Annotated in this window: 11 protein-coding genes; 1 reads left to right on the top strand and 10 read right to left on the bottom strand. The window is 67.1% G+C overall.

Annotated features, from left to right (window positions below):
• Nucleotides 1-101: 101 nt before the first annotated feature.
• Nucleotides 102-2,288: an alpha-glucuronidase family glycosyl hydrolase gene (locus tag ASD77_RS14605; protein WP_055943250.1), complete on the bottom strand. Its 2,187-nt coding sequence runs from the start codon at nucleotides 2,286-2,288 to the stop codon at nucleotides 102-104.
• A 113-nt stretch (nucleotides 2,289-2,401) separates the two neighbouring features.
• Between ASD77_RS14605 and ASD77_RS14600 the strand changes: the two genes are divergently transcribed.
• Complete coding sequence (locus tag ASD77_RS14600; protein WP_055943247.1) at nucleotides 2,402-3,463, top strand: LacI family DNA-binding transcriptional regulator; 1,062 nt, start codon at nucleotides 2,402-2,404, stop codon at nucleotides 3,461-3,463.
• Between the two features lie 106 nt (nucleotides 3,464-3,569).
• Here the strand turns inward: ASD77_RS14600 and ASD77_RS14595 are convergent, their stop codons facing one another.
• The 9 genes from ASD77_RS14595 to ASD77_RS14555 form a co-directional block, all read right to left on the bottom strand.
• A complete protein-coding gene (locus ASD77_RS14595) occupies nucleotides 3,570-6,137 on the bottom strand; it encodes an exo 1,3/1,4-beta-D-glucan glucohydrolase (protein ID WP_055943244.1) in 2,568 nt (855 codons plus the stop codon).
• A complete protein-coding gene (locus tag ASD77_RS14590) occupies nucleotides 6,134-7,546 on the bottom strand; it encodes a sugar porter family MFS transporter (protein ID WP_055943239.1) in 1,413 nt (470 codons plus the stop codon). The genes ASD77_RS14595 and ASD77_RS14590 overlap by 4 nt, the downstream gene beginning before the upstream one ends.
• Nucleotides 7,547-7,590: 44 nt before the next feature.
• Nucleotides 7,591-8,925, bottom strand: a complete 1,335-nt coding sequence (gene xylA / locus ASD77_RS14585; RefSeq protein WP_055943235.1) for a xylose isomerase — start codon at nucleotides 8,923-8,925, stop codon at nucleotides 7,591-7,593.
• Nucleotides 8,926-8,966: 41 nt separating this feature from the next.
• A complete protein-coding gene (xylB, locus tag ASD77_RS14580) occupies nucleotides 8,967-10,460 on the bottom strand; it encodes a xylulokinase (protein WP_055943232.1) in 1,494 nt (497 codons plus the stop codon).
• 229 nt (nucleotides 10,461-10,689) lie between these two features.
• A complete protein-coding gene (locus ASD77_RS14575; RefSeq protein ID WP_055943229.1) occupies nucleotides 10,690-11,388 on the bottom strand; it encodes a DUF6445 family protein in 699 nt (232 codons plus the stop codon).
• Nucleotides 11,389-11,409: 21 nt separating this feature from the next.
• Nucleotides 11,410-12,942, bottom strand: coding sequence for a tryptophan halogenase family protein (locus tag ASD77_RS14570; RefSeq protein WP_055943226.1), 1,533 nt, complete (start codon nucleotides 12,940-12,942; stop codon nucleotides 11,410-11,412).
• Between the two features lie 13 nt (nucleotides 12,943-12,955).
• Entirely contained in the window at nucleotides 12,956-13,975 is a 1,020-nt protein-coding gene (locus ASD77_RS14565; protein ID WP_055943223.1) for a cupin-like domain-containing protein, read from the bottom strand.
• A gap of 3 nt (nucleotides 13,976-13,978) precedes the next feature.
• Entirely contained in the window at nucleotides 13,979-14,737 is a 759-nt protein-coding gene (locus ASD77_RS14560) for a SapC family protein (RefSeq protein WP_055943560.1), read from the bottom strand.
• A gap of 157 nt (nucleotides 14,738-14,894) precedes the next feature.
• Nucleotides 14,895-18,035: a TonB-dependent receptor gene (locus ASD77_RS14555; RefSeq protein ID WP_055943220.1), complete on the bottom strand. Its 3,141-nt coding sequence runs from the start codon at nucleotides 18,033-18,035 to the stop codon at nucleotides 14,895-14,897.
• Nucleotides 18,036-18,183 lie beyond the last annotated feature (148 nt).

Raw genomic sequence — 18,183 nt, 5'->3', positions numbered from 1 at the left:
ATGCAGCAGCGGCGCCTGCGCTTCATCCTGCGCACGCGTGCCCGCGCTGCAACACAACAGCACGAGCGCCAGCGCTTTGCCTGTCATCACACCCGCACGGCTCATCGCCCATCCCCCGGTGCGAACGGAAACTGCAGGGACTGGTAGTAAGCAAGCGGATGCGGCGGCGCCGCTTCCCCGGCTGGCAATGCGCGTCCGTTGAGCGACTGGAAGTAGGCCACGCTGGCGTCGCGCCACCACTGCGCCTCGTTGCGCTGGATGCGCAGGAAGGCGGCAACGTGCGCATGCCGTGGTGCATCCACCTTGTCGCGCAGGCCCTCCCACGTGGCCTGCATCGTCTCCACCTGGCGCACGCCGCGCGTGTAGCGATGCACCAGTTCGTCCCAGAGCGGACGCCCGGATGCCATGCGGTGGTCCCACGGCACATGGTGGAACCACAGCAGCAGCGATTCCGGCACGCGCTTCACGTCGTCGAAATCGCGTGCAACGACGGGCGCGTACTGCGACACCGCATTGCTGCCGCGCGCGGTGCGGTCGAAGCCGATGCCGCCGCGATCGGCGCGGTGGTAGTACACCGAGGTCCAGTCCGGACGCGGCCCGCCGTCCACCCAGGGACCGGGACCGTAGTGGTGACCGCGCGCCATCACGTGGTGCAGGCCCAGCGGCGTCATGTAGTCCACCGCCGCGTCGCGCGAAGCCATCATCATGTCGACGACCGGCTGCACCACGCCGGGATCGCGCGAGAACGTCATCGCCACCCAGTCTGCGGCGATGGCGCGCGAGGATTGCCTCGGATTCCACGCCAGCCGGCCGAACACATACCAGTTGGCCTGGTCGAAGTGCGATCCGCTCCAGGTGCGGTCGTCGCCGATGTTGGCCACGCCGGCGATGCCGGTCAGCCTATGGCCGTCCAGCGAGCCGTCGACCACCAGCGCGACGGTGGAACCCGGACCGCGTGCATGCGTGTCGGCGCGCAGCACTTCCTCGTACAGCGGGCCTTGGTAGACGAGGTGGGTGGCGAATCCGAGGTATTCCTTGGTGATCTGGAACTCCATCATCAGCGGCGTTTTCGGCATGGCGCCGAACAGCGGGTGGAACGGCTCGCGCGGCTGGAAGTCGATGGGGCCGTTCTTCACCTGCAGCAGCACATTGCCGCGGAACGCGCCGTCGAGGCCGACGAATTCGTTGTAGGCCTGCTTGGCGCGATCTTCCGGCACATCGTGGGCGTAGACGAAGGCGCGCCACATCACCACGCCGCCGTGCGGCGCCAGTGCATCGGCCAGCAGATTGGCGCCATCGGCATGCGAGCGGCCGTAGTCCTGCGGACCGGGCTGGCCTTCCGAATTGGCCTTGACCAGGAAGCCGCCGAAATCCGGGATCACCGCGTAGATCTCGTCCGCCTTCTTTCGCCACCAGCGCTGCACATCCGGATCGAGCGGATCCGCCGTCGCCAGCCCGCCGATCTCGATGGGCGCACTGAAGCGCGCACTGAGATACACGCGGATGCCATACGGGCGGAACACGTCCGCCAGTGCCGCCGCCTTGCGCAGGTAGTCGGGCGACAGACTCAGCGCGTTCGCGTTGACGTTGTTGAGAACGGTGCCGTTGATGCCCAGCGATGCATTGGCGCGGGCGTAGTCGGCATAGCGCGGATCCTGCCAGTCCGGCAGCGTGTGCCAGTCCCACAGCGAGCCGCCGGCGTAGCCGCGCTCGACATAGCCGTCGAGGTTGTCCCAGTGGTTGAGTACGCGTAGCCGCATCGCCGGTGACTCGCGGAGGTCAAGCCCTTCCAGCGATGTTCCGGTCTGCAGCAGGCGCAGCAGGTGAAAGACCCCGTAGAGCACGCCGATGTCCTGGCGTGCCGCCACCAGCAGCACGTCGCGCCCTTCGACCTGGGCCTGCCGGAGCAGATAGCCCTCGTCGCCCAACACGTCCAGATCATGGCGGAACGGTGCGACCCATCGCGACGAATCCGGGGTGCCCAGGATCAGCATCCGCTGCCCGGCCCCTTCGTTCTGCGTGCGCGGCGCGCTGCCCAGCAGGCCGGACAGGCCGCGCATCAGTTCGTCGCGGGCGACGCGCTGGGTCGCGGTCGCGTCTGGCGCAACCACGTCACCGAGGCGCGTGCGGTACGCCCCCGCCAGAGTGGATTCGACCGGCGTGTAGCGCAGCCACAGGTCGTAGCCATCTTCCGCACGCACGCTGCCCATGCAGCCGAGCAATACGACGACGACGGCCAGCAGCCAGCCCCGCCGCCCGTCGCCGCGCCGGAGGGTTAGCGGTAACATTCGGATGTCCAGGGGACAGGCGGGCGCGAACTGTTCCATCATCCCCCCTGGTACCCGCTCCGTGCCGGCCCATCGCCGTGCGGCGCCGCCATCGTGGAAGAAGGGAACGCGTATTGGACAAGCCGAAGAAGTCGATCCGCCGCAAGAGCAGCGGCGTGACGATCGATGAGGTGGCCGCCCTGGCGGGTGTGTCGCCGATGACCGTGTCGCGGGTGATCAACAACCAGGGCAAGGTCCGCGACGCCACCCGCGAGCGCGTCATGCGCGCCGTCCGGGAACTCGACTACACGCCCAACCTGGCCGCCAGCTCGCTGGCCGCCGCGCAGCACACGCGCATCGCGCTGATCTACACCAATCCCAGCGGCGCCTATCTGCGCGAACTGCTGGTGGGCCTGCTGCGTGTCGCCTCGCGCACCGCCGTGCAACTGGTGATCGACTACTGGGACGACCTGGATGCCGAAGCCGAACGCAAGGCCGCGCGTGCGCTGGCCGGGCGCGTCGACGGCGTGATCCTGCCGCCGCCGCTGTGCGAATCGCGCGCGGCGGTGACCGAACTCGTCAAGGCCGGCATCCCGGTGGTCGCCATCGCTTCCGGCCGCTTCAGCGACGACATCTCGTGCGTGCGGATCGACGATTTCCGCGCTGGCCGGGAAATGGCCGAACACCTGATCCAGCAAGGCCACAGCCGGATCGGCTTCATCCGCGGACGCAGCGACCTGAGCGCCAGTTCGCGGCGCTACGACGGCTTCATCACCGCCCTGCACGAGGCCGGGCTGGAGGTCGAGCCCGCCCTCGTCCAGCAGGGCGACTATACCTACCGCTCCGGCCTGAAGGCCGCAGAGAAACTGCTGGCCCATCGCAAGCCGCCGACCGCCATCTTCGCCAGCAACGACGACATGGGCGCGGCGGCGATCTCGGTGGCGCATCGTCGCGGCCTGGACGTGCCGCGCGACCTGTCGGTGGTCGGCTTCGACGACACCTCGGCGGCCACCACCGTCTGGCCGGAACTGACCACCATCCACCAGCCGATCGCGTCGATGGCCAACGCGGCCATCGACATCCTGCTGCGCGGCATCAAGCGCAGGACCGACAGCACGCGCGTGCTGATGGACCACGTGGTGCCGCACCGGCTGGTCGTCCGCGATTCGGTGGCAGTGCCCCCCAAGCGGCGATAGCGCGCGGCGGGCGCTCACGCGGCTCCCGTCCCCGGGTCACGCAGGCGGAGGACCGACGCCCCGATGACGCCGGCCTGCGGCGTCATCGACTGCGGATGCACGGGGCTCACGCGCCCGGGCATGCGACGGTGGCCTCGGCTTCGTTCAACGCACCCAGCGCCACGCGGGACACGGAGACGGTCATCGTCCCCGCGGTACCGATGGCCCAGGGGCGATCCAACTTGCCGACATCGGCACCGGCCTTGGCCAGGCACTTCAGGGGCACACCGACACGCGTCCACTGCCCGACCGGCAGCGTGGCCAGCGTCGGCGCGATCGCGATCCGCGCAGAGCAACCGGTGCCGCACCCGACGGAGAGCCAGGCATCCCCGGTCGGCGCCGCATCCACGCGCAGTGTGGTCAGCAGCATCACGTCGCCGTTGCTTTCACGCTGAAGGTCGAGCGCGGTGTGCGACGGCAACGCGACGGTCGCCTCGCCCTTGCCGGACCAGGCGAAGCGACGCGCGTCTTCCTGCGCCAGATGGTCCACGCCGGTCGCGCGCAACAGGTCGCCCTCCAAGGCTTCAGGCACCTTGGTGACGGTGACGCCCTGCCCGTCGGCGGTTTCCAGTCGCATCGCGATGCCGGCGCCGGTGTCGCCGCGCGCGAAGAACACGCCCGGTGCACCTTCATCGCCGGTCACACCCGAGTCTTCCGGCAACGCGGCCAGGTCGCCCTTGTCGGCGTAAGTCAGGCCGTAGCCGAACGCGAACACCGGGTCGTAACCATCCTGTCCCACATTGTTGGCGTACTGCACGGCCGTGCGCGGCCAGCTGAAACTCAGCTTGCCCTTGAAGTCGTGCTGCACGCTGTCGTCGACCTTGCGCAGCAGCACGTCGGCGATGCCGCCACCTTCCGACCCCGGCAGCCACGCCGCCACGAACGCATCGGCCGCATTGATCTCGCGATTCATCCACAGCGGGCGGCCGCTGAGGAACACCGCCACCACCGGAATGCCGTCGGCCTTCAGCCGCTTGATCAGCGCCAGATCGGTGTCGTCGCCCGGCTTGTACAGCAGCGTCGGCAGGTCGCCCTGGAATTCGGCATACGGGTTCTCGCCGAACACCACCACCGCCACGTCGGGCTTCTGCGTGTACTTGCCGTCGACGGCGAGGATCGCTTCGCCACCGGCCGCCTTGGCCTGCTGCGCGATGCCCTCGTAGATCGAGTCGGCGTTGGGGAAGTCCTTGCGCGTGGTGCCGGTGCCCTGCCAGTTGAGCGTCCAGCCGCCGGCCTGCTTGCCGACATCGTTCGCACCATCGCCGGCGACGAGGATGCGCTGCTTCGGCGCCAGCGGCAGCACGCCGCCCGCGTTCTTCAGCAGCACCAGCGATTCGCGCACCGCCTGCCGTGCGACCGCACGATGCTCCGGCGCGCCGAGCAGGGCGAACTGGCCACCCACGGCACGCGACGACGGCTTGCCGGCCTCGAACAGGCCCAGGCGGAACTTCACCCGCAGGATGCGGCGCACCGCATCGTCCAGCCGGGCCTGGGTGATGGTGCCGGCCTTCACCGCCGCCAGCGTGCTCTCGTAGAAGCCCTTCCAGCTGTCCGAGGCCATCGCCATGTCCAGGCCGGCGTTGATCGTGGCCGGGCAATCGGTATTCGTGCAGCCCTTCACTTGGCCGTGGCCGTTCCAGTCGCCGACGACGAAGCCGCCGAAGTTCATCCGCCCTTTCAGCGCATCGGTCAGGTACGGCTTGTGGCCGTGCATCTTCTCGCCGTTGACGCTGTTGAACGAGGCCATCGCCGTCTGTGCGCCCGCGGCGATCGCCGGCGGGTAGCCGGCGGCGTGGATGCGCACCAGCTCGGCTTCGCCGATCTTCGTATCGCCCTGATCCTTGCCGTTGGTGGTACCGCCATCGCCGAGGAAGTGCTTGACCGAGGCGATCACGTGGCGACCGTCCAGGAAGTCCGGCGTTCCGACCTTGCCCTGCAGGCCTTCGACCACCGCCGCGGAATAACTCGCCACCACCTCCGGCGATTCCGAATAGCCTTCGTAAGTGCGGCCCCAGCGGTCATCCTGCGGCACGGCGACGGTCGGTGCGAACGTCCACTCCATGCCGGTGGCGCGCGTTTCCAGCGCGGTGATCTCGCCGATCCGGCGCAGCAGCTCGGGATTGCGCGCCGCGCCCAGGCCGATGTTGTGCGGGAACAAGGTGGCGCCGACGATGTTGCTCTGCCCGTGCACGGCATCGATGCCGAAGATCACCGGGATCGCCTTGCCGCCCTGCGAGGTGTCCATCGAGGCGTCATAGAACGCATCGGCCAGCGCCAGCCACTCGGCCGGCGTGGCGTCGTAGCGGCCGCCGGGATCGGAGTTGCCGCCCGCCAGGATCGAGCCCAGACGGTATTTGCGCAGGTCCTCCGGCGTAATGCTCGCGATGTCGCCCTGCACCAGCTGGCCGACCTTTTCCTCCACCGTCATCGTGGCCATCAGGTCGGTGATGCGCTTTTCGAGCGCGGCGTCTTCGGCCAGCGGCCAGGCGACCTGCGGCCACGGGTTGGTGTCGGGCGCGGCAGCGGGCGCCGCCGCCTTGTCGTCGCCCTTGCAGGCGCCCAGGGCCAGCACCAGGGCGGCCAGCAGCAGGCCGCCGCGGGCGCGCGGGATCTTGCGGAGGTTCATCGTCTTCATCCTTCCATCTGCTCCAGTTCACGACCTTTGGTCTCGTGAACATACTTCAGCACGAAGAGCACCGAGATCGCAGCCGCCAGCGTGTAAAGGCCGTAGGCGCCGGCCAGGCCGATCCCCGTGAGCAGCATGGGGAACGTCCAGGTGATCAGGAAGTTCGCGCTCCACTGCGCCAGCCCGGCCACCGCCAGGCCCGAGCCGCGGATCTGGTTGGGGAACATCTCGCCCAGCATCACCCACATCACCGGGCCCCAAGACAGGTTGAAGAACACCACGTAGAGGTTGGCCGCCACCAGCGCCAGCACGCCCATGTTGTCGGACAGTTGCAGCTTGCCGGCGGCATCCAGCGTGCCGGTGGAGAACGCGAAGGCCACCAGCCCCAGCGTCACGGCCATGCCGGCCGACCCCGTCCACAGCAGCGGCTTGCGGCCGATGCGGTCGACCAGCAGCATCGAGACGACGCAGGCGCCGATGCTCAACGCACCGGAGATGACGTTGATCAGCAGCGCGTCGTTCTCGGAGAAGCCCACGGCCTGCCACAACACCGCGCCGTAATAGAACACCACGTTGATACCGACCAGCTGCTGGAACGTAGCCAGGCCGATGCCCACCCAGACGATGGGGCGCACCTTGCCGGTGGCCTTGCTGATCAGGTCGGACAGCCGCGGCGCATGGTGGTCCGACGCGAGCGACGCATCGATCTCGGCCAGCTTGCGCACCCCGGTCGCGTCGCCATAGAGCCGCTTCAACACGGCGAGCGCCTGCTCCTTCCTGCCCTTGGCGGCCAGGTAGCGCGGACTCTCGGGGATGAACAGCAGCGCGCCCAGGAACAACGTCGCCGGCAGGATCTCCACCCAGAACATCCAGCGCCACGCTTCATACCCGAGCCACAGCGGGGCCAGCGAGGAACTGGCGAACTTGGCCAGGAAATAGTTGCTGAGGAACGCCGCGAACAGGCCCGAGATGATCGCAATCTGCTGCACCGTGGCCAGGCGCCCGCGGTAGCGCGCCGGCGAAACCTCGCTGATGTAGGCAGGCGACATGACGCTGGCGGCGCCGACCGCGAATCCGCCGATGATCCGGTACACCACGAACTCGACCGACGACGTCGCGATGCCCGAGCCCCATGCGGAGACGAGGAAGAACACCGCCGACCACAGCAACATCGTCCGCCGACCGTAGCGGTCGGCCAGCGTCCCCGCGAACCAGGCGCCGACGGCGCAGCCCAGCAGCATGGACGCCACGTTGAATCCGGTCACCGCCGCATCGGACCCGAAGGCCACCTTCAGCCCGTCCACGGTGCCGTTTATGACCCCGCTGTCGAAGCCGAACAGGAAGCCGCCGATCGTCGCGACCAGGCTGATCAGGATAATCAGCCTGGTGTTCTCTCCCCCGGTCATTGCCTGGTTCATCGCCTTCCCCTTCCCCAATGCTGGTGTGTCGATGCGCGGCGCGTTCAGCGCAGCAGGTACTGGTTGAGCAGGTTCTCGTAGCGCTCCTGCTTGCCGCTCACCTGCTTCGGCTCGCCCTGCCCGGCCGCCAGCGCGGCAAGATCAGCCAGACCCAGCGTGCCGTTCTCGAAGTCCTTGCCCTTGCCGCTGTCGAAGCTGGCGTAGCGCTCGGCGCGCCACTGTTCCCACGGCGACTCGATGAGCAACGCGTGCGCCACTTCCAGACCACGCGCGAACGCGTCCATGCCGCCGATGTGGGCGATGAACAGGTCTTCCAGATCCGTCGATTCGCGACGCACCTTGGCGTCGAAGTTCAGGCCGCCTTCCAGCCCGCCCTGGCGCAGCACCACCAGCATCGCGCCGACCGTGTCGTACAGGTCGGTCGGGAACTGGTCGGTATCCCAGCCGTTCTGCGCATTGCCGCGATTGGCGTCGATGCTGCCCAGCAGGCCGTGGTCGGACGCCACCTGCAGGTCGTGCTCGAAGGTATGGCCCGACAGCGTGGCGTGGTTGGCCTCGATGTTGAGCTTGAAATCCTTCGCCAGCCCGTGTTCCTTCAGGAAGCCGGCCACGGTGGCGCTGTCGAAGTCGTACTGGTGCTTCATCGGCTCCATCGGCTTGGGCTCGATCAGGAAGTTGCCCTTCAAGCCGATGCTGCGGCCGTAGTCGCGCGCCATGGTCAGGAAGCGGGCGAAGTGTTCCACCTCGCGCTTCATCTGCGTGTTGACCAGCGAGGCATAGCCTTCGCGACCGCCCCAGAACACATAATGCTCGCCGCCCAGTTCGACGGTGGCATCGAGTGCGGCCTTCACCTGCACCGCCGCGCGGGCGACCACCGCGAAATCGGGGTTGGTGGACGCACCGTTCATGTAGCGCGGATGCGAGAACAGGTTGGCCGTGCCCCACAGCAGCTTGATGCCGGTGGCGTCCTGGCGCGTCTTGGCCAGCGCCACCATGTGCTTGAGGTTCTTCTCGTACTGGCCGATGTCGTCGGCATCCGGCGCCAGGTCGATGTCGTGGAAGCACCAGTACGGCACGCCCAGCTTGGTGAAGAACTCGAACGCCGCATCGACCTTGGCTTCGGCGGTGGCCATCGGCGAGCCGGCCTCCCACGGGAAATGGCGCGTGCCCGGGCCGAACGGATCGTGGCCGGCGTTGCAGAAGGTGTGCCAGTAGCAGACCGCGAAACGCAGGTGCTCCTGCATGGTCTTGCCACCGATCTTCTTCTGCGCGTCATAGACCTTGAAGGCCAGCGGATTGTCCGAGCCGCGGCCCTCGAACGGGATGCGGCCGATGCCGGGGAAATATTCCTTGGCGCCGATGAAGGGCTGGGTGCTCATGATGCGAGGGTCCTGTGGTTAGGCATGTGTCGGGGGAAACGTCAGCCGCGCTGCAGCGGCGAGACGGCGTCTAAGTAGTGGAGGAAGCGCTGGTAAGCCGCGGCATACGCCGGCGTGCGCGCGGGATCGGGCGTGGCGGACAGCGCGGGATCGATGGCGATGTGTTCGCGGGTGATGTCGGCGATGGAGGCACCTTGCGCTTGCGCGCGGCCCCGTGCCCACAGCGCCTGCAGGGCCGCGCCCAGCGCGGCGCCCTCGGCCTGCGCGGGCACGTCGACCGGCAGCCCGAACACGTCGGCCACCAGTTGCCGCCAGGCCGCGCTGTTGCTGCCGCCGCCGGTCAGCACGATGCGCTCGAAGCGCATGCCCGCACGCACGAACGCGTCGTAGCCGTACTTCAGGCTGTAGGTGGCGCCCTCCATGGCGGCGCGGTAGACGTGCGCCGGCGTCATGTTGATGGTGTCGATGCCGGCCAGCACGCCCTTGCCGCGCGGCAGGTCCGGCGTGCGTTCGCCATTGAGGAACGGCAGCATCACCAGACCGTCCGCACCCGGTGGCGTGGCATGCAGGTGGGCATCGCCCTCGCGCGAGCTGAAGCCGAAGGCGCTGGCCACCTGTTCGGTCGCCACCGTGCAGTTCATCGTGCAGATCAGCGGCAGCCAGCCACCGGTGGACGAACAGAAGGCCGCCCAAGCGCCCTGCGGATCCACTACCGGCGTGTCGGAATAGGCGAACAGCGTGCCGGAGGTGCCCAGGCTCATCGCTAGCCGGCCCTCTTCCACGCAGCCGGTGCCGATGGCCGCCATCATGTTGTCGCCGCCGCCGACCGCGACCTTGACCGTGGCGGGCAGGCCCAGCTGAGACGCCGTGGCGGAATCGATGTCGAACAGCGCATCGGGCGCCGCGATCGGCGGCAGGCAGTCGGCGAGATCACGCTCCGGATCGGTGGCGCGCAGCAGATCGGCCGACCAGGTGCGCGTGCGCACATCCAGCCAGCCGGTGCCGGACGCGTCGCCGTACTCGCAGAAGCGCTGCCCGGTGAGCACGAAGTTGAGGTAGTCGTGCGGCAGCAGGATGGTTGCCAGCTGCCCGTAGGCGTCCGGTCGATGCGTTTTAGTCCACGGCAGCTTGGACGCCGTGTACCCGGCCAGGATCGGATTGCCGGCCAGGGCGATGGTGCGCGTGGCACCGCCCACTGCGGCCATGATGTGCTCGCACTCGGCCGTGGTGCTGGTGTCGCACCACAGCTTGGCCGGTGCCAGCACCTCGCCGGCCGCGTCCACCGGCACGAAGCCGTGCTGCTGCCCGGAGACCGCCAGTGCGCCGATGCGCGCGCGCACCGCAGGCTCCAGGCGCGCGAAGCAGACCCGCATCGCCACCACCCAATCGGCCGGATGCTGCTCGCGACGGCCATCGTCCCCGCTCATCAGCGCCAGCGGCTCGCTGGCGCTGGCCACGATCACGCGCGCGGCGGGGTCATAGACCACCACCTTCAGGCTCTGCGTGCCCGCATCAATCCCGGCGACCAAATCCATCGAACACCGCCTCCGACCCGCGAAAAGTTAGCGCTACCATTTCAGCTTTCAAAAAAAGGGAACCGCCCATCCGCTCCCTTCCTGCGCACCGCCCTGTTGCTCGGCGGCCGCGATGCCGCACTGTAACCAGCAGCCGCAGAAAAAGCCTGCTGCGCCGCAAAAACCATTTCCCCACAATGACTTGCACCACCCCAACACCCGCCCCACTGGCAACGCCGGAGCGTGCAGGTCACCGCGCGATATCGATGAAGGCATTGATCGACAGCCGGCCCTGCTGCGGGTCGGCCGGCAGTGGCCTGCCGCTGTCGATCCGTCCCGAGTGCAGCGAGTTGCGCCGGTACACCACAAGCCGGTTGAACACGCCCTCCACATCGCCGACGCGCTCGTACAGCGCCGTATCGCCATCGATGTATCCGTTGGCTAGCGCGGCCTGTTCGCGGCTCTCCTGCGCGAGGCACTCGAAGTAGGCCGCGTGCCGGCTTTCGTCGACGTACTCGAACCCGCTGCGTCGATGCCGGTAGAAATCCGTGCCACCCCATGGGCCACGGAACAGGTAGTGCACCGTGGCAAGACCCTGCCCGCTGACGGAATCGATGTGCGGCACCCGCTGCAGGAAATGCAGCGTGTCCGGTGGCTGCGTCACCAGCGAGAAGTGGCACATCGGGAACACGAAGCGGCCCGGTTCCAGATCGAAGGTCTCGCGCAGCAGCGGATTCAACAATGCTTCCAGGAACGACTGATAGGACAGCGGTGCCGGCGACCGGATGCCGGGGAACATGCCCGGCATCTTCTCGAACGACCGGCTCGCCGCCTTGCGCAGCATGCGCTCGGGATCGGCCAGCACGTTGTCGACGACCAGCAGCGGCGCATGCTCGCGGCCAATGACGTGTCGGCTGATCCGGATCTCCGGATGCGGCGAGATCAGCATGCGCCAGTGTCCCCGCCCCGGCTATGCGGTCACGGCGCGGGGGGACGGCCACACCTCTGGCGCGGCCTTGCAGTAGCGCTCGATGAAGGCCTGCTGCGACGGCATCTGCGCGACGGCGCGCTCGATGGGTTGCCGGATCGACTGCAGCAACGTGCGCAGATCATCGTCCGCCAGGGCGCGCGCGAGCGGATGCGGGCTTCCCGGCTGGATGCCCTGGCCGAGCAGCACGTGGGTCCAGGAATCGACGCGGAACAACTCGTCCGCATCCTGCCAGGCATGTGCGCGCTCGCGCCAGGCGCGCAGCCGTATCTCCAGCGAATCGGGTAGCGCCATCTCGCGACAGGCCTTCCACATGGGCTCGTCGCGCTGCGTGGCGTGGTAGTGGAGGATGATGAAATCCCGCACGTGCTCCATTTCCGCGCGGCTGACATCGTTGTACAGGTCCACCAGTGACGAGGCGATGCCGTCGAAGGGAAACAGCTGGATCAGCCGCACCACGGCGCTGATGGCCAGATGGATGCTGGTCGATTCCAGCGGCTCGATGAAACCGCTGGCCAGGCCCAGCGACACCACGTTCCTGTTCCACGCCTTCAACCGGCGTCCGGTACGGAACGGCACCAGCCAAGGATCACGCAGGGCCGGTGCACCGACATCGCGCAGCAGCTTGGCGCGCGCCTCGTCATCGGACATGTGCCGGCTGGAGAACACCAGCCCGCAGCCCACGCGGTGCTGCAGCGGGATATGCCAGCGCCAGCCCGCCTCGTGCGCGATGGCGCGGGTGTACGGCACGGGTGGTCCTACCGATTCGGTCTGCACCGCGACGGCGCGGTCGCTGGGCAGCCACTCATTCCAGTCCTCGTAGCCGGTATGCAGCGTCTGTTCGATCAGCAGTCCACGGAAGCCCGTGCAATCGATGAACAGATCGCCTTCGATGACCTGGCCGTCTTCCAGCACCAACGATTGCACCGCGCCGTCATGCGCATGTTGCCTGACCTCGCGGATCTTCCCTTCCACCCGCCGCAGACCGTGGCCCTCGGCGATGCGCCGCAGGAATTTCGCGTACAGCCCTGCATCGAAGTGGTAGGCGTAGTTCACCTGCGGCTGGGTCTGCAGCGAGAACAAGTCGCCGCGCGAGGCGACGGTTTCCAGGCAGAAGTCGCCCAGTTCCGACGTCATGCCGCGTCGCAGGCTGTCCAGCCAGAAATGATGGAACGCCGCCGCCCACGTGCCCTGCCCGGTGATGCCGAACGGATGGATGTAGCGCTCGCCGGGACGGCGCCAGTTCTCGAACGAGATCGAGAGCTTGAACGTACCGGCGACGGCACGCAGGAATTCCTGCTCGTCGATCTGTAGGAAACGATGGAAGGTGCGGATCGGCGGCACGGTGGATTCGCCCACCCCGACCGTGCCGATCTGCTCGGATTCGACCAGGGTGATGTCCAGCCGGTCGCGGAACTGGTGCGCCAGCGCGCAGCCGGCCAGCCATCCGGCAGTACCACCACCGGCGATGACGACCTTGCGGATACGTCCTTCGGGTGTCGTAGGAGAGTCCAAGGCAATGCTCCCGTCAGCGGTTGAGTCGAGCCAGCAGCATGGCGCGGATGCGACGCGCCTGCGTTTCATCGATCGGTCCCAGCAGGTCGCGGGCCTGCTCGGGCAGGTGCTCGCCCGCCCGCTCGCCCGGACCGAATACGTAGTAATCGAAGATCTTCGCCCACGCCTGCTTCTCGTGCGCCGGCAGGTCGCGCAGCGTCCACAGCGCGTGATGCAGCGCGGGCAGCGGCGAGGACAGGAACGCAGGTGAACGGCGCCACCAGTAATTCACCAGAACGTTGAACGGCTCGAGGCTGCGCACGTGGTGCCACCACATGCTGGGGATGAAGAGGGCATCGCCGGGTTCGAGCAGTGCCGTCCGTGCAGATGCCAGCGCTGTACGGAAGCGCGGATAGCGCGCGAAGTCGGGCCTGTCGAAATCGACCACGCTGACGACCTGCCCGCCCGGCGTGGGCTCGAACGGTCCCGGGTAGAGATTCTCGATCTGCTCGGGCGGAAACAGGGTGAACTGCCGCCTGCCCACCGCGCAGCACGCCAGGTTGTCCGGCGCATCGAAATGACAGGACGCCACCACGCGATTGCCGATCCAGATGCTGGGCGGCGCCTCGATTCCGCGTGCGGCCAGGCCCAGATCATTGGCTTGCGAAAAGCCCGGCAGCGCCCGATCAATCAGCAGCGAGGCGATGTAGTACGTCGGCGGCCGGGCATCCTGCAGATGGTCGGTGATCTCGTCCAGCACCTGCGCCAGCAGGCCGCGCCGGACCTCGAAATTCAAGCAGGTGAAGTCGTCGTTGTAGAACGGGCGCCCCTCTATCTCGGGGTCGCTGAACGAGTACTGGATCGGCACGCCCGCATCGAAGCCGCGGAGATAGGCCATGGCCTCCTGCGTGGAGCGCGATCCCGCGTGTACCAGGCCCCAGTCGCGCGCGATGCCGCGCAGTACCACCGGTTCTCCGTCGGCCAGCAACGCATCCAACGGCAGCGCGTCGGCATCGACGGCCTCCAGCGTGCGTATCGGGCTGCCGTCCGCCATGGGTCAGTTGTTGCCGGCAGAGGGCGCGGCGTCCTGCGTGCGCAGGCGGCGCTGCTTCTCGGCCATCAGGCGGCGCATGTTGTGCAGTGATGCCAGCATCAGGTATGCACCTTCCAGATAGCCGGCACGGTTGAGCTCCAGCAATGCCGGACCGTCCAGCGCGGCCAGCCGCTCGCGGTCGATGCCGTGCAGACCGTTGACGACCACGCGGTGACGCTCGTCGACCTGCACGTCCAGGTTGACGGGCTGTATCAGGCCCTTGGCGTCGAGCGCGGCGAACATCGCCGTGCCGTAGGCGCTGCCATCGCGGATGCCGCGCAGCACCGTTGCGATGTGGTCGAGATACGGGCTGGTACCGCCCTGCGGCAGGAACACGGGTTCGCCGCTCGCGGTATTCACGCGCGGATGATCCAGATCCACGTGCATCACCGCTTCCTGCATGAGCTCGCCCTCGATGCGCTGCTCCTGGAAGCCGATCAGGAACGGGCCCTTGGCCACCGCTCCGGGCAGGTAGGTGGCATTCCAGCGGCCATCCTGCAGGAAGAGGTTCTCGCGCTGCTCGAAACCCAGCAGCACGACGGACTGCCAGTCGCCGGTCGTGGCGTCCTTGCGAAGGAAGATCGGGTATTCGCGCTGCAGTTCGGCGAACTCGCTGGGGAATGCCGGCACCATGCCCACGTCGTCGCCGTACTCGGGACCGAAGGCGGTCGCCACGCGCAGGTCGCGGTGCGCGATGTTGTTGAGAAGTTCGTAACGGCCCATCGTCTTGTCCAATCCCGTCGGAAGACATGCGTCGACATGGTACCGCCGGCGGACGATCCGCGGGACGGTACGTCGGGGCGACACACCTGGAAAAAAGGACCGCTGCTTGCGCAGCGGCCCCCTTGGCGACATCCGGAGAGGGCGTCTGTCGCCAAACTCAGAACTTGTAGCGCACCCCCACCATGTAGCGCGGGCTCTGGTCGGCCAGCTTGACGATCATCTGATCGGTACGGGCGTGCCAGCGCACGTCCTCGCCGGTCAGGTTGATCGCTTCCAGGCCAAACGACCAGTGATCGTTGAGCGTGTAGTTCACGCTCAGGTCCCACTGCTCGTACTCTTCCACATAGTACGGATTGCGGCTGGCGCCCTGGTTGGCGAGGATCAGGTACTCGTCGCGCCAGTTCCATGCCAGGCGCACCGACCAACCGTACTTCTCGAACATGAACATCGCGTTGGCCGTGTCGCTGAGGCCGGTGAGCGCGAACTGGTCGATGCCCGGATCACCGGCGTTGTTGTATCCCACATCGCCGTTGACGACGGTGTAGTTGGCCAGGATGCCGAAACCGCTGTCGCCGAAGAAGTACTGCCCGCCGATCTCCCAGCCGCTCAACTTCGCCTGGTTCTGGTTGACCGGACGGTTGACGTTGAACAGGTACAACGGATCGTCGGCTTCGCCCACCAGGTTGTAGGCCGCTTCCGTCGCCAGCGCCTGCGCTCCGGTACCGTCGAACGCAGCCAACCCGGCAGGATCGTTGCGCAACAGCGCCAACGCGGTGAACAGCGAGGTGTCGTTGCCCGAGCAGGCGGCCGCATTGGCCGGGCCCACCTGGACTGCACAGGCGGCGCTCTGGAGGAAGGCCAGTGCCGCTTGGGCATCCGGGCCGGACGTCGGGTCGGTCAGGCCGTACAGCGATTGCTGGTTCACGCCGTTGCCGATGAAGTTGGCGACCGACTTGTTCCAGTACGTCACCGACAGGTAGCTCGCGTCAGCGAAGTACCACTCCAGCGCGAGATCCAGGTTGTCCGATTCCAGCGGCTTCAGCATCGGATTCTGATCGTTGCCGCTGGCGCGAACCGAGGGATCGAGCAGCACCGAGCCGAACGGCTGCTGGGCAGTACCGGGGCCGGCATAGAGATTGCCGTACGGCGCGCGTGCGATGCTCTTGCCGAACGAGGCACGGCCCTTCAGCTCGTCAGTGAAGTCGATGCTGAAATCCAGGTTGGGCAGCACGTAGCTGTAGCTGGCCCTTTCGCTGAAAGGCTGCTTCTCATCGGAAAGCACGATGCGGAAGTCGTTGTTGGCCGACCACTCGATGGCCTCGGGAATGGCGATGACCGAGCTCGATACCACCTTGGTCGTCTCGTAACGCACGCCCACGCGGGTATTGGTCCGCATGCCGCCCAGTTCGCCCTCGAACTCCACCTGCACGTATGCGGACTTGGTGTCTTCCTCCACCCGGTCGTCGGCCGAGTTCTGCGGACTCACGCCAATGCCGGCGCCATAGTTGTCGGCGGCCCACTGCGCCAGTTCACCGGCGTCGCCCCGCCATGCACCATTGCTGCTGCCGACGCTGTAGTCGTTGAACAATCCGGCGATGTCGTACGGCTTGATCAGATCCATCAGCCCGTCGGCGACGTCGCCGTTCACGTTACCCACACCCCAGTCGCCCAGGGTCGAATAGTTTTCTGCGGCCTGCAGCCGGTGCGTCGAGGACTTTGAGCTGTCGACACCGAACTGGAAGCGGCCGCTGTCGAAGTTCCATTCGCCGTCGATGCGGCCCTGCTTGATCTCGCTGACCTGGGTCTGCGCGTTGATGCGCAGCACCTGCGAGCCGATCTCACCTTCCACGAAGCCCGGATTGACCACGCCGTTGGTACCGGCGATCGCGTCGGCATTGGTCGGATACCAGGTCTGCGTGCCGAACGGCAAGCCATTGTTGAACTGCAGCTCCTGAACCCAGGTGCCGCCGCAATGCGGACCGGTCGTGCAGTTGTTGGTACCCGCGATGCTCATGAAGATCGAGCCGCCACCGGTCAGCGGATCGTTCGGCCGGCTTTCGTTCTTCGAGTTATGCGCATCGAAGCTGAGGCGCAAGCGGTCGTTGACGTCCCACACCGCGTTCAGGCCCAGCGAACCCAGCTTGTACTTCTGCATGGTGCGCTGCTGCTCGAGGCCGAAATCCTTGGTACCGGCGATTTCGCGGATGTAGATCGGCGTGGCCACCGCACCGCTGGTGTCGAATTCGACGTCGGTGTAGTTGCTGTTCTGCAACCACATCGCCTGCTCGCCGCGGTTCTCGGTGATCTCGTTGGTCGAATAGGTGTAGTCCAGCGTCAGGGTCAGGCTGTCGGTCGGGGCGAACTGCACCACGGCCTGGCCGTTGACGCGGTCGCGCTCGAACTCGGAGAAGGCATAACGCAGGTCGTTCGGCCGCGCGTACAGGTCGCCGACGCCGGGCGCGTTGACCACCGTCGGATTGCCCGGCATCGTCCCGGTCCACGGCTGCACGTTCCAGTAGTTCTCGGTCGCCTGCACCGAGCCGCCCTTGCGCTTCTGCTGGCTCGCGCTGAGGCTGACACCGAAGGTCTTGTCCGGGTTGCTGTAGCTGAAGATGCCGGACAGCTCGGGCGTCAGATCGTTCTCGAACGGCTGGCTGCGGTCGGAGACCAGCTTGGCCCCGGCGTTGGCGACGAAGCCGTCGTAGTTGAACGGGCGCGCGGTCAGGATGTTGATGGTGGCGCCGATGCCGCCGCTGGGCACTTGGGACTGGCTGGTCTTGTAGACCTCGATGCCGTTGATGGCTTCGGCGGCGAGCTGGGCGAAGTTGAACGCGCGGGTACCGCCGTCCACGCCGCCGATGGCGACCTGGCCGGAAGCACCGAACGCATCCGCACCCGGCATCTGGCGGCCGTTGAGGGTGACCATGTTGAACTGCGGACCGAAGCCGCGCGCGGTGACCTGCGCGCCTTCACCATCGCGGCGCTCGATCGAGATGCCGGTGATGCGCTGCAACGACTCGGCCAGGTTGGTGTCGGGGAACTTGCCGATGTCCTCGGCACTGATCGCATCGACCACGCCGGCCGAGTCCCGCTTGATGTCCATTGCCTGGCTGAGGCTGTTGCGGATGCCGGTCACCACGACCGTGTCCAGATCGGTGGCTTGCTGGGACTGCGTCTGTTCCTGCGCGGCCGGCGCCGGTGCGGGCGCGTCCTGTCCGAAAGCAGGGTTGATGACCAGCACGCCCCCGACGAAGGTGAACATGGCCCTCGATTTGAATTTCGCCAGCTTACGGCTCATTGACGTGCCCTCAGGTCTGGAGTGGTACGGAAACTGCACGCGTTCATGGATCTCCCCTCTCGCTACGGTCTATGTGATGTACCGCCCCTCCCGGGGGCGCCCACGGGCAGTGCCCGTCTTCCAGGCCGGAGGGCGAAGGTGGGCCCCC

Origin of the sequence: Pseudoxanthomonas sp. Root65 (genome assembly GCF_001427635.1) — a bacterium.
Taxonomy (GTDB): Bacteria; Pseudomonadota; Gammaproteobacteria; order Xanthomonadales; family Xanthomonadaceae; genus Pseudoxanthomonas_A.
The sequence above is the reverse complement of the archived record's forward strand: the minus strand, read 5'-3'. Positions and strand labels throughout refer to the sequence as shown.

Bases quoted from the DNA above. Each gene is read 5' to 3' on its own strand.
- xylA (WP_055943235.1), bottom strand. From the start codon at position 8,925: ATGAGCACCCAGCCCTTCATCGGCGCCAAGGAATATTTCCCCGGCATC.
- ASD77_RS14595 (WP_055943244.1), bottom strand. From the start codon at position 6,137: ATGAAGACGATGAACCTCCGCAAGATCCCGCGCGCCCGCGGCGGCCTG.
- ASD77_RS14605 (WP_055943250.1), bottom strand. From the start codon at position 2,288: ATGTTACCGCTAACCCTCCGGCGCGGCGACGGGCGGCGGGGCTGGCTG.
- ASD77_RS14565 (WP_055943223.1), bottom strand. From the start codon at position 13,975: ATGGCGGACGGCAGCCCGATACGCACGCTGGAGGCCGTCGATGCCGAC.
- ASD77_RS14575 (WP_055943229.1), bottom strand. From the start codon at position 11,388: ATGCTGATCTCGCCGCATCCGGAGATCCGGATCAGCCGACACGTCATT.
- ASD77_RS14590 (WP_055943239.1), bottom strand. From the start codon at position 7,546: ATGAACCAGGCAATGACCGGGGGAGAGAACACCAGGCTGATTATCCTG.
- xylB (WP_055943232.1), bottom strand. From the start codon at position 10,460: ATGGATTTGGTCGCCGGGATTGATGCGGGCACGCAGAGCCTGAAGGTG.
- ASD77_RS14555 (WP_055943220.1), bottom strand. From the start codon at position 18,035: ATGAGCCGTAAGCTGGCGAAATTCAAATCGAGGGCCATGTTCACCTTC.
- ASD77_RS14560 (WP_055943560.1), bottom strand. From the start codon at position 14,737: ATGGGCCGTTACGAACTTCTCAACAACATCGCGCACCGCGACCTGCGC.